The 11,520-nt window shown below is 55.0% G+C and carries 12 protein-coding genes; 7 read left to right on the top strand and 5 right to left on the bottom strand.

All coding sequences use genetic code 11. The features are described 5' to 3' along the window. Positions 1-477: 477 nt before the first annotated feature. The 3 genes from RHM55_RS09470 to RHM55_RS09480 all read left to right on the top strand — a co-directional run bounded on the left by RHM55_RS09470 (position 478) and on the right by RHM55_RS09480 (position 2,680). A complete protein-coding gene (locus tag RHM55_RS09470; protein WP_322181417.1) occupies positions 478-1,023 on the top strand; it encodes a hypothetical protein in 546 nt (181 codons plus the stop codon). A gap of 374 nt (positions 1,024-1,397) precedes the next feature. After that, positions 1,398-1,883, top strand: coding sequence for a hypothetical protein (locus tag RHM55_RS09475; protein ID WP_322181419.1), 486 nt, complete (start codon positions 1,398-1,400; stop codon positions 1,881-1,883). Positions 1,884-2,401: 518 nt separating this feature from the next. Beyond that, entirely contained in the window at positions 2,402-2,680 is a 279-nt protein-coding gene (locus tag RHM55_RS09480; protein WP_322181421.1) for a hypothetical protein, read from the top strand. Between the two features lie 221 nt (positions 2,681-2,901). Here the strand turns inward: RHM55_RS09480 and RHM55_RS09485 are convergent, their stop codons facing one another. Further along, on the bottom strand, positions 2,902-4,119 hold the full coding sequence (locus RHM55_RS09485) for an argininosuccinate synthase (protein WP_219064177.1): 1,218 nt from the start codon (positions 4,117-4,119) through the stop codon (positions 2,902-2,904). A gap of 129 nt (positions 4,120-4,248) precedes the next feature. Further along, positions 4,249-5,154, bottom strand: a complete 906-nt coding sequence (locus RHM55_RS09490) for a flagellar protein MotY (RefSeq protein WP_322181423.1) — start codon at positions 5,152-5,154, stop codon at positions 4,249-4,251. Positions 5,155-5,281: 127 nt separating this feature from the next. Here RHM55_RS09490 and pyrC point away from each other — a divergent pair, with 127 nt between their 5' ends. The 4 genes from pyrC (at position 5,282) to bfr (ending at position 8,190) form a co-directional block, all read left to right on the top strand. Beyond that, positions 5,282-6,328, top strand: coding sequence for a dihydroorotase (gene pyrC / locus RHM55_RS09495; protein WP_322181425.1), 1,047 nt, complete (start codon positions 5,282-5,284; stop codon positions 6,326-6,328). Then, the gene (gene rnt, locus RHM55_RS09500; protein WP_322181427.1) at positions 6,325-7,008 is read left to right on the top strand and encodes a ribonuclease T; all 684 of its coding nucleotides are present in this window, start codon (positions 6,325-6,327) and stop codon (positions 7,006-7,008) included. Before pyrC ends, rnt begins: the two co-directional genes overlap by 4 nt. A 290-nt stretch (positions 7,009-7,298) precedes the next feature. Next, positions 7,299-7,517, top strand: a complete 219-nt coding sequence (locus RHM55_RS09505; protein WP_322181429.1) for a bacterioferritin-associated ferredoxin — start codon at positions 7,299-7,301, stop codon at positions 7,515-7,517. A 202-nt stretch (positions 7,518-7,719) separates the two neighbouring features. Beyond that, positions 7,720-8,190, top strand: coding sequence for a bacterioferritin (bfr, locus tag RHM55_RS09510; protein ID WP_322181431.1), 471 nt, complete (start codon positions 7,720-7,722; stop codon positions 8,188-8,190). Positions 8,191-8,343: 153 nt separating this feature from the next. Here the strand turns inward: bfr and grxD are convergent, their stop codons facing one another. The 3 genes from grxD to RHM55_RS09525 form a co-directional block, all read right to left on the bottom strand. Further along, positions 8,344-8,685 carry a Grx4 family monothiol glutaredoxin gene (gene grxD, locus RHM55_RS09515; protein ID WP_219064183.1) on the bottom strand — a complete coding sequence of 114 codons (342 nt, stop codon included), beginning with the start codon at positions 8,683-8,685 and terminating at the stop codon, positions 8,344-8,346. Between the two features lie 105 nt (positions 8,686-8,790). Further along, positions 8,791-10,902: a molybdopterin oxidoreductase family protein gene (locus RHM55_RS09520; RefSeq protein WP_322181434.1), complete on the bottom strand. Its 2,112-nt coding sequence runs from the start codon at positions 10,900-10,902 to the stop codon at positions 8,791-8,793. 164 nt (positions 10,903-11,066) lie between these two features. Next, entirely contained in the window at positions 11,067-11,357 is a 291-nt protein-coding gene (locus RHM55_RS09525; protein ID WP_322181436.1) for a hypothetical protein, read from the bottom strand. Positions 11,358-11,520: the final 163 nt, after the last annotated feature.

Below are 11,520 nucleotides of genomic sequence, written 5' to 3' on the forward strand. Positions count from 1 at the left end.
TACAACAAAACGCCTGCAGCCCTATACAAAGAGCTCATCCGACCTAGAGTTAATGCTATTCGTTGAACACTGGCCATACCTGGCGACACGAAGAGGAAACGTACTACATCACATTAAGAATGCCGACCCCTCCAATGTAATAACCTCGCACAACTCGCCAGGTAATTCATATAAAGCGCTTTTTTTCACTTGCAAATTCTATTACCAGTCGTTACTTTTTATTAGCAGCAACTCTATTAGAACGCTTGCCCACCCTATTTAATCGAATCACGGGATAAAGTTACTCATCGAGCCTGCTCACTGTACTGCCCGTGACTCGGTGATTTCATTGATTATTGGGCGGCGCCACTAAACTCGACAACTTAAAATCCGCCACTTTTCAAGAGCCCTTATTTTTCCCGCATAACCGGATCGAAGCGACTCACACCCAATGATGTGCTCACTTCCCCAACAGCATACAAACACAGGCCTATTACCATGAACAATAAAGCCCCCCATTCCCGCTCTAAACATGCGCCTCTGCTGGATTTGGCGACTGCCGTGGACCAGTTCATTCAGCGAGGAGGCGTTATCAATGTTATCCCGACCGGAGAGACTGCAGACACTATCCTGGCGTCAGAAATCCCCCCGCGCCTTGATATAGATCTGGAGGAAGACACCCATAAAAAACTGGAACTATTGAAAAGTTTGGTGGCCAAGGGTGCTGGCGTCAACGCTCTCCAATACTCCCTGAGGATGAACAAGAAAGATGTGAGACGGATGGCCGGGGAACACGGCCTGAAGATATCCTATAGCCGACCTATTCGCGGTATCCAGAATGAAAAAAAGGCAGAGCCTGCTACCGTTGATGACGACATTGCAGGCCACGCCATGCATTATTCCAACTTGGGGTATACGGCATGGGAGATCGCTCAGAAATTGAACTTGAGCGTGCGCCAGGTATGGAAAATCGGGCAGGACTATCGATTTGAATTCAGACAAGCCCGCGACAGAACCGACTCAAGCGACTTGCCTGAGGCGTAACACATTAAGCACCCCGACCGTCATCCGAGCCTGTGCTTGTGGGTAACGCAGCCTAACAAAACAGGTGTAAGCGTGATGACCGCATCACCGTCAGTCTTCATGCCTCGCAACGACCGGCTTTGGTCTTTTCAACCCCTGCCTGCCCGTGCCAGGCAGCCTTAAGCCAGTTGTTAGCCGACGCCATCGAAAAGCCCCACACTGTCCCTCTCTAATAACTAAAGAACTTAGTTATCTATCGCAATTAAATCCGCCCCCGCCGCCACCGTTAAACATACCCGCGTGGGTTTGCCTATTGCAAAAGATCGCACAATCCGCTTAAACAACATTACTCACTGCTCACCTCACATCCACTGACACTACCCTCAGGAACTAACATGAATAAAGACTCCATCACCGGCATGAACCCAGTGCGTATAATTGCCTTGTTCGCAGCGCTCTCCGAAGCCTCCGCCGCCACGGCGCTGCCCTTTCTACACGAGGACAACCAGACCCTTTATGTTTGGTTCCTCATTGTCTTCCCTTGCACCCTGACGCTTATGTTTTTTTTGACATTAAACTTCAACTATAAAGCCCTCTATGCGCCCTCTGACTTCTCCAATGAAAAAAACTTTCTAAAGGTCTCAAAAAAAACCGATCTTTATTCTAAAGACACGCCGCAGCAACCCCCACTCAAAGCGCCTACAAACGGGAATAAGAAGAAATCATTTTCGAAACTCTTGCTCCACCCTGCCAATAGACAGGATGCTTTTTATGGAGGGCCCATCTCCTGTCAGCGCGACTTAGAGAATACCCTATCCCTGCTCACTGTCCAGAACAGCACCTCTCACAGTAACACCCCCCCTCTGCCCGGTGGATTTTAGTGATTAAAGACTGGGACGAACCGATGCCGCATGACGAACTCATTGAGTTAATTAACCGCTGGGCAAAAAGCACACCACACTCCGACATTTCCGCCGTATGGGTAATTGAATCAGACCGTGTTATTTATCTATGAAAACACCCGAATACACGAGAGCGCTGTTCAACTGTTCGTTGCCCGCCGTAAGAACAATACGACAGGCGCCATGGACAACTCTAGAATTAACAACACTTCATTTACTTAATTGCGTAGGCGTTTACCGTGAACACCCACCGAATTATCTTCCAACGCCGTCCGACCGACGATGAAGACCTTAAGCCTCTTAAGACGCGAGCCCTGAGAAATCAAAACCCAAACTATTCCTTTGAATGAGTGACGCGACGCCTCGTATCTAAAAAGCGACTAGTGTAATGAGAAGCCGCCTGCGAATGCCCTCAGCCTTAAAAACTGACGAGCCAACGCTAACGTAAAAACACCGCGCACCGTCAAGGTCCCTCATCCAATTGAGCAGAGCATACAATGACGCTATTAAAAGATTATCACGACACCCAAAAAGCGCTTGAGCAACAACTGTCGTTGCTGGCATCACTCAAAAAAAATTCATCCTTAATAAAGGAGCTTGAGTTCGAGAAAAAAATCAAAGCGCTGATGACGCGCTACCGTAAAACGCCGAAAGACTTGATTACACTTTTCGACACCACAGCACCGCTCACTAACACGACTGTTCACGAACGTCCTGTCACGTACGCAACGGGGGCCAAGAGACTAAAGAAGACACCAGAATCAAAGCCTCAGTGATCCATTTCACGGGTGCACCCGAGACTGCAGAGTTGAATCACAGGACGACCTGGCAGTCCCTATGCGATGACCTGGCAGCGCTGAAAAGCGTTGCCAGACTCAAATTCAACGCTGGCCCTTGACCCGCTTCCATTGGAAAAATGGGTCAAGGGCTATATCGCTTCCGTGCACGAATACCTCAAACAAACCTTGGTTTATTCAATGGCCCCCGGCACCGGCCATCAGAACAACTTACGGCCTTTGTTTGCAGCAATGCGCATGCGCAGAGCATTCAATTTGATAAAGCCGGCTGCGTCCGCCTGATTGTAAGCGCCGCCGTCCTCTTCAAACGTCGCAATATTTGCATCGAACAACGACTCGTCGGATTTACGACCTGTCACGATGACATTGCCTTTATACAGCTTCAGACGCACAACGCCGTTCACGTGGGCCTGAGACGCGTCGATCATCTGTTGCAACATCAGACGCTCAGGGCTCCACCAGTAGCCGGTGTAAATCATGCTGGCGTACTTAGGCATCAACTCGTCTTTGAGGTGAGCGACTTCACGGTCCAGGGTGATTGACTCAATGGCGCGGTGAGCGCGCAGCATGATGGTGCCACCTGGTGTCTCATAGCAGCCACGAGACTTCATGCCCACATAACGGTTCTCGACGATATCCAGACGTCCGATACCGTTTTCGCCGCCGATGCGGTTCAGGGTGGCCAATACTGTCGCAGGCGTCATATCTACGCCGTCCAGCGCCACGATATCGCCATTGCGATAGGTCAGCTCAAGATACGTTGCAACGTTCGGCGCGTCCTCTGGGGACTTGGTCCAGCGCCACATGTCTTCTTCGTGCTCAGTCCAGGTGTCTTCCAGCACGCCGCCTTCATAGGAGATGTGCAGCAGGTTGGCATCCATGGAGTACGGCGACTTCTTCTTGCCGTGACGCTCGATCGGGATGGAGTGCTTTTCAGCGTAATCCATCAGTTTTTCGCGCGACAGCAGGTCCCATTCACGCCATGGAGCAATCACCTTGACGCCTGGCTTGAGGGCATAGGCGCCCAGCTCGAAACGAACCTGATCGTTACCTTTGCCGGTGGCGCCATGGGAAATGGCATCAGCGCCGGTTTCGTTGGCGATTTCGATCAGACGTTTGGCGATCAGCGGACGTGCGATGGAGGTACCCAGCAGGTACTCGCCCTCGTAGACGGTATTGGCGCGGAACATCGGGAATACGAAATCGCGCACGAACTCTTCGCGAAGATCGTCAATGTAGATTTCTTTCACGCCCATGGCTTTTGCCTTGGCGCGGGCGGGCTCGACTTCTTCGCCTTGGCCCAAGTCAGCAGTGAAAGTCACTACTTCGCAGTTGTACGTGTCCTGCAGCCACTTGAGGATTACCGAAGTATCCAGGCCACCGGAATACGCGAGAACCACCTTGTTTACGTCCGCCATGCCATCACTCCACCGGGTTGTACGGAAAACCGGTGATTCTACCGCTCAAACCTGTCAATTTACAGAGGCGCGACAGCTTGTGACGACGAAGCGACAGTTAGTGTCGAGAGTACGACCGATTCATGCCGCTCAGGACGTGGCAGCGGCATTGCTCGCAGCCGCAACAGGTGTGGGCTCATCAGGCGCGACACGTTCCAGCTGGATGTTGACCCGACGGTTGCGTGCACGGTTGGCGGCATTGGTGTTGGGCACCAGCGGATACCGCTCGCCATGAAAGCGCAGGGTTATCTGCTTTTCCTGCACACCTTGAGTCTTGAAGAAGTCCATCACCGCCAACGCCCTGCGCCGCGACATATCACGATTGGTCAGGCGGTTACCACTGTTATCCGAATGGCCATCGAGTTCAATGTGGTTAACGGTGGGATCGGCTTTTAGGAACTCAGCGATGACCTGCAGCTTTGCCCGCGCTGGCGCATCAAGATCGACGCCGTTGCCTGGGAAGCCTATCTGCGCCTGCTTGACCTGTTCGAAATTCATCGGTAGCAACTTGGTGGTACAGGCTTGGTAATCGCTGAACGCCTTGTTGAACCTGACCGGTAACAGCCGCACTTCCACAGCACTATTACCCTCTTGAGAGTAATGACGAATAACCGGACTGCGACCTTCAAGCAAGCCTGCCATCAGGCGCCCGGCCTGGCCCTGGGAGCTATTGAATGGAATGCCGCCATTGCTTACTTTGACCGAGCCCAGATTGATATCACCGCGCCCCGGCTGCCAGGGCGCTGCCGCCGCCAACAGGGTCGCAGAACCCGAGCCGAGCATACTGCCAGTAGCCTTGAGACGAAACGTGGCCTGCTCACCCGCGCGGCGCACGAATTCGCCCACACCGAAATCGGTGATGGGTTGGGTCAGGCGACACTCGAATTTGTCACCTTCGACTTTCCATTCGATACTTTCCAGACGCGTCTGGAAGGTGATAGCCACTGCCGGCAGACTGGCAAACACGCTGAGCAAGGCTAGATAACGCTGGCGCACGGGAGGCTCCACTAGAAAACTGCATACGTCTGGCTATCGGTAACTTCCCGGAAAACTTGATAGCGAGTGCCTGGAAGAGTCTTTTCCGGTAGCATTCCCAGCGAGTTTGACCCGCCTGGAATCCCCAATGTCTGACCGCCTGACCCTTCTGCGTCCCGACGACTGGCACATTCACCTCCGTGATGGAGCTGTTTTGCCTCACACCGTCGCTGACGTAGCGCGTACTTTTGGACGCGCAATCATCATGCCGAACCTGGTGCCTCCCGTGCGTAATGCACAGGAAGCTGACGCCTATCGCCAGCGCATTCTTGCTGCGCGCCCGGCAGGCAGCCACTTCGAACCGCTGATGGTGCTGTACCTGACCGACCTGACCCAGCCGCAGGATATACGCGCGGCCAAGGCCAGCGGGTTTGTCCATGCCGCCAAGCTGTACCCGGCCGGGGCAACCACCAACTCCGATTCCGGCGTCACCAGCATCGACAAAATTTTCCCGGCGCTCGAAACCATGGCTGAAGTCGGCCTGCCGCTTCTGGTCCACGGGGAAGTGACCCGTAGCGAAATCGACGTTTTCGACCGTGAAAAAATCTTCATTGATGAGCATTTACGTCGAGTGGTTGAACGCTTCCCAACGCTGAAGGTGGTTTTCGAACACATCACCACCCGCGAAGCCGTGCAGTTCGTCAACGACGCTTCGGCGAACGTCGGGGCGACGATCACCGCCCATCACCTGCTTTATAACCGCAACCACATGTTGGTCGGCGGCATTCGCCCGCACTTCTATTGCCTGCCGATTCTCAAACGCAACACTCACCAGGAAGCATTGCTCGATGCTGCCACCAGTGGCAGCGCGAAATTCTTCCTCGGTACCGATTCAGCGCCTCACGCCCAGCAAGCCAAAGAAGCGGCGTGCGGCTGTGCCGGTTGCTACACCGCTTACGCTGCCATCGAGCTGTACGCCGAAGCGTTCGAACAACGCAACGCCTTGGACAAACTGGAAGGTTTTGCCAGTGTTCACGGCCCGGCGTTCTATGGCCTGGCACCCAACCGCGACACCATAACGCTGGTCCGTGATGAATGGACCGCACCTACCAGCCTGCCATTTGGCACGCTGTCCGTAATTCCGCTGCGCGCCGGTGAAAAACTGCGCTGGCGCCTGCTAGAGGAACACGCGTGAGCGAAGATCATTTCGACGACGAACAGGACGGTCATGGCGGCGGAGGCGGAGGCGGTTCTCGGCACCCGATGGCTGCCCGTTTCCGCGGCTATCTGCCGGTCGTTATCGACGTAGAAACCGGCGGGTTCAACTCGGCGACCGATGCGCTGCTGGAAATCGCCGCAGTCACGATCGGCATGGACGAAAAAGGCTTCGTGTTCCCTGAGCACACGTACTTCTACCGCGTTGAACCGTTCGAAGGCGCCAATATCGAAGCTGCCGCGCTGGAGTTCACCGGGATCAAGCTCGATCACCCGCTACGCATGGCGGTCAGCGAAGAAACTGCGCTGACCGACATCTTCCGTGGTGTTCGCAAAGCCTTGAAAGCCAATGGCTGCAAACGTGCAATTCTGGTGGGGCATAACGCCAGCTTCGACCTCGGCTTCGTAAACGCTGCCGTCGCGCGCCTGGACATGAAGCGCAACCCTTTCCACCCGTTCTCCAGTTTCGACACCGCGACCCTTGCGGGTCTGGCTTACGGTCAAACCGTGCTCGCCAAAGCCTGTCAGACCGCGGACATCGACTTTGATGGCCGTGAAGCACACTCAGCCCGCTACGACACCGAAAAAACCGCAGAACTGTTCTGCGGCATCGTCAACCGCTGGAAACAAATGGGCGGCTGGGAAGACTTCAACGACTGAAGCCTGTCCTGCTCTCCAAAAACCGGCCCACGTGGCCGGTTTTTCATGTGCGCCATCAGGTGTTTTATAGGAGATGCCGCCCAGTATTCGACGCGGCGCTGTGTTCTGGACGCAAGGGGCGCGCTCAAACCTGTTTACAGGACAAGACTGGCTTATCCGCGACCTCCCCATCGCTCCCTGCCCGGAGTCGACAGCTCTAATCCAGGCCTCAGACAAACTGCTTTGACAAGCATTCTCATTACGATTAGTATCCCCAGCACTGAGTCATCAACCAGCGACGGTTCTCACTTATGTATGTCTGCCTCTGCCAAGGTGTTACTGATGGGCAAATCCGGGACGCGATCCTTGAGGGTTGCTGCAGTTACCGTGATGTCCGCCAAACGTTAGGCGTCGCCAGCCAATGTGGCAAATGCGCGACCGTTGCCAAAGCCGTGGTGCGTGAAACCCTGACGGAGCTGCAAAGCAGCCAGGTAATGCTGGCCTACCCCGCAGAGTTTTCAGTTGCCTGAATGGCGCCTTTTCAAAGAACCGGACCTTGTGTCCGGTTTTTTTATGTCTTTAATTCAAACGCTTAGCCGATAAATACGGAACTCAAACACTCTTATTAGTATTTAATTCGACTTATTATTCAATACCTTAGGTTTGACAGCCCCTATTAGTGCGGCTCAGACTCCGAGCCTATCTACATAAGCCATAGAACAGGACCTCGACATGAAAGGCGACATCACCGTCATCCAGCATCTCAACAAGATCCTCGGAAACGAGCTGGTCGCAATCAATCAATACTTTCTGCATGCCCGCATGTATGAAGATTGGGGCCTGAAAAAACTCGGCGCGCACGAGTACCACGAATCCATCGACGAGATGAAACACGCTGACAAGCTGATCAAGCGCATTCTGTTCCTGGAAGGCCTGCCTAACGTACAAGATCTGGGCAAGATCCTGATCGGAGAGCACACCAAGGAAATGCTTGAGTGCGACCTCAAAATCGAAAAAATAGCGCTGACTGACCTCAAAGCGGCCATCGCGCACTTTGAAGTTGTTGGCGACTTCGGTAGCCGTGAGCTGCTCGAGGACATTCTCGAATCCGAAGAAGAGCATATCGACTGGCTTGAAACCCAGTTAGGCTTGATCGATAAAGTCGGGATCGAAAACTACTTGCAGTCGCAGATGGGCGACTGATCGCTCACTGACGAAAAAGCCCCGCACCTCAATCACGAGGGCGGGGCTTTTTAATGCCTGGTATTTGAACGCGGTGAGTCAGGCACACCGCGTCAAATCATTCGCAGGCAAGCCTGCTCCCATAGCTTCTGGGCAGACTCACATCAGCATCCATCAAGCGTCGGCTTTATCCGCTGCGGCTTTGGCGGTCGCTTCTTTGACCTGCGTTTGCAGCTCACCACTGGCAAACAGCTCGGTGATGATATCGCTGCCGCCAACCAGTTCACCACCGACCCACAGCTGTGGGAACGTCGGCCAATTGGCATATTTAGGCAGGTTGGCGCGAATTTCCGGGTTCTGCAGGATATCGACGTAAGCGAACTTCTCGCCACACGCCATCAATGCCTGGGAAGCTTTCGCCGAAAAACCGCACTGCGGAGCATTCGGAGAGCCTTTCATGTAAAGCAGAATGGTGTTGCTGGCAATCTGCTCTTTAATAGTTTCGATGATATCCATGGAGCACCTCGGCTGAACTTTCCGACTCAGATGTCGGCACGGTGGCGCATTGTAACGGAATCCCGAGCACTACGCTCGGGCTCTACTCAACCGCCGACGGGTTACTTACGCCGCCGCCACGTGCACCGGCACCCCGTTCAGTACGGCGTTACCTGACAATGCGTCCAGTTGGTGCTCATCAGTCAGGTCGTTGGCGCTGACGCCCGGCTGCTTGCTGGCGATGCTCATGTGCACCCCAGGGCGCGCATGGCCCCACCCATGAGGCAGGCTCACCACCCCCGGCATCATCTCGACGCTGCCCAGGACTTGCACCTCGACCACCCCGACCCGCGAACTGACCCGAACCCATTGCCCGTCAGTCAGCCCGCGGCTGGACAGATCATCCGGGTGCATCAGTAACTGATGACGCGGCTTGCCTTTCACCAACCGGTGATAATTATGCATCCATGAGTTATTACTGCGCACATGACGACGGCCAATCAGCAGCAGCGCTCCTGCTTGTTGAGGCGCCTGCATTGCAGAGAACCGCGCCAGATCGGCAAGGATCACGGCAGGTGCCGCCTGAATCCGCTGATTGGCCGTTTTCAGACGCGGCTGAAGGTTGGGTTTGAGTGCCCCCAGATCCAGTCCATGCGGATGATCGCGCAACGTCTCCAACGAGAGTTTGTGTTCAGTCGCATCGCCGTACAAGCCGGCGCGCAAACCCAGGTCAATCATGCGTGCTGGCGGTATTGTCGGTTTCAGCTCGCGCCCGGCCTTTGCGGAAAATGCCTGGGCCAGGCCGACGAAAATCTCCCAATCGTGCAACGCGCCTTGCGGCTTTTCGAGAATCGCACGATTGAATCGTGTGACATTGCGCACCGCAAACATATTGAACGTGGTGTCGTAATGATCGTTTTCCAGCGCAGAAGTCGACGGCAGAATCAGGTCGGCATAGCGCGTGGTTTCGTTGATGTACAGGTCAATGCTGAGCATGAACTCCAGACCATCCAGCGCCTGCTCCAGCTTGCGCCCGTTAGGGGTCGAGAGCACCGGATTGCCCGCAACCGTGATCAGCGCACGGACCTGCCCTTCCCCTTCGCTCAATATTTCTTCAGCCAAGGCAGAAACCGGTAGCTCGCCCGCGTATTCCGGCAGACCCGAAACCCGGCTCTGCCAGCGATTGAAATGCCCGCCCGAGGTCGAGCTGACCAGATCCACTGCGGGCTCCGTACACAGCGCCCCACCGACACGGTCCAGGTTGCCGGTGACCAGATTGATCAGTTGCACCAGCCAATGGCAAAGCGTGCCAAAGGACTGCGTGGAAATCCCCATCCGCCCATAGCACACCGCTTTGTCGGCACGGGAAAAGTCACGCGCCAGCTGGCGAATCTGTTCAGCAGGTATTCCACAACGCGGGCTCATGGCTTCAGCGCTCAGGTGGTCGATGGCCTGCCGCACCTCATCCAGCCCATCTACCGGCAGATGACTGTCGCGCGTCAGGCACTCGTCGAACAGGGTGTTGAGCATGCCAAACAACAGCGCGGCATCCCCACCGGGCTGCACGAATATATGTTGATCGGCAATCGCTGCCGTTTCGCTGCGACGAGGATCAACCACCACCACCTTGCCGCCTCGTGCCTGAATCGCCTTAAGGCGCTTTTCAACGTCGGGGACGGTCATGATGCTGCCATTCGACGCCAGCGGGTTGCCGCCAAGAATCAGCATGAAGTCGGTGTGATCAATGTCGGGTATGGGCAGCAACAAACCGTGTCCATACATCAAATGGCTGCTCAAATGATGAGGCAGCTGATCTACTGACGTCGCAGAAAATCGATTGCGGGTTTTCAGCAACCCCAGGAAATAGTTGCTGTGGGTCATCAGCCCGTAGTTGTGCACGCTAGGGTTGCCTTGATAGACCGCCACCGCATTTTGCCCATGACGCTGTTGCAGGGCGAACAGACGGTCTGCGACCAGGTCAAACGCCGCTTGCCATTCGATGGGCTGCCACTCGCTGCCCACTCGGAGCATCGGCTGGCGCAGACGGTCAGGATCGTTCTGGATATCTTGCAGCGCCACCGCCTTGGGGCAGATGTGCCCCCGACTGAAGCTGTCCAGAGCATCGCCCTTGATCGACGTAATCCGCACCCCGGCACCCTCTTGGGTCGTGGTCTCGATGGTCAGCCCGCAAATGGCTTCACACAGGTGGCAGGCACGGTGGTGGAGGGTCTTGGTCATTGCCAGCCTCATTTTGTTTTGGGCCACCTTACGGCAGCGGAAACAAAACTATGGCGGTTGAGGGGCGAGTACGCCAGAGGGGTTCGTCTTGTGAATCGGGGGGCATCAAGCGGGCCGATACGGCCCGTGCAGGTGTGCCGATGCGCGTCAGTTGATCAGCAGCATCAGGCTATCGGAGTGACTGACTTGTGCTGCATTTGCAACTCATCGACGGTTTCGATCTGCTCCTGAGCGACGTGAACGCCGGTCAGTTCGCCGATCAGGCGCCAATGATCATCAAGGCCGACGCTGATGGTCGCCATGCGATCAATCATGCGCCGCCCCGCCGACCGGGTAATCTCATCATTGCTGCGCAGCAACTCGAATGACATGGACGTTATCGACGCGGTGAGGTGCGTCAAAGTACGTGCCGTCAGTCCGAGTAATTCCGTAAGCTGCTGTTCTTTAGAATCCATTCCTCATAGCTCCTGTGATGAGCAATTGCCATTTATACCTCAGCCTCGACATTTATGAAATGGTCAGCCAGCCTGCTCAAGGCCGGGGCAGACAGTAATGTTATGGAACTGTTACGTGATCGACATTAATTGCCAAGGTCTTGGACCCCAGTGTACAAATGCT

It is taken from the genome of Pseudomonas sp. MH9.2, assembly GCF_034353875.1.
In the GTDB taxonomy this organism is placed as follows: Bacteria; Pseudomonadota; Gammaproteobacteria; order Pseudomonadales; family Pseudomonadaceae; genus Aquipseudomonas.

What these genes read in the sequence shown, in the direction of transcription:
- RHM55_RS09480 (WP_322181421.1), top strand. Translation starts at nt 2,402, where the DNA reads ATGACGCTATTAAAAGATTATCACGACACCCAAAAAGCGCTTGAGCAA.
- RHM55_RS09470 (WP_322181417.1), top strand. Translation starts at nt 478, where the DNA reads ATGAACAATAAAGCCCCCCATTCCCGCTCTAAACATGCGCCTCTGCTG.
- RHM55_RS09525 (WP_322181436.1), bottom strand. Translation starts at nt 11,357, where the DNA reads ATGGATTCTAAAGAACAGCAGCTTACGGAATTACTCGGACTGACGGCA.
- RHM55_RS09475 (WP_322181419.1), top strand. Translation starts at nt 1,398, where the DNA reads ATGAATAAAGACTCCATCACCGGCATGAACCCAGTGCGTATAATTGCC.
- RHM55_RS09505 (WP_322181429.1), top strand. Translation starts at nt 7,299, where the DNA reads ATGTATGTCTGCCTCTGCCAAGGTGTTACTGATGGGCAAATCCGGGAC.
- RHM55_RS09520 (WP_322181434.1), bottom strand. Translation starts at nt 10,902, where the DNA reads ATGACCAAGACCCTCCACCACCGTGCCTGCCACCTGTGTGAAGCCATT.
- RHM55_RS09485 (WP_219064177.1), bottom strand. Translation starts at nt 4,119, where the DNA reads ATGGCGGACGTAAACAAGGTGGTTCTCGCGTATTCCGGTGGCCTGGAT.
- grxD (WP_219064183.1), bottom strand. Translation starts at nt 8,685, where the DNA reads ATGGATATCATCGAAACTATTAAAGAGCAGATTGCCAGCAACACCATT.
- bfr (WP_322181431.1), top strand. Translation starts at nt 7,720, where the DNA reads ATGAAAGGCGACATCACCGTCATCCAGCATCTCAACAAGATCCTCGGA.
- pyrC (WP_322181425.1), top strand. Translation starts at nt 5,282, where the DNA reads ATGTCTGACCGCCTGACCCTTCTGCGTCCCGACGACTGGCACATTCAC.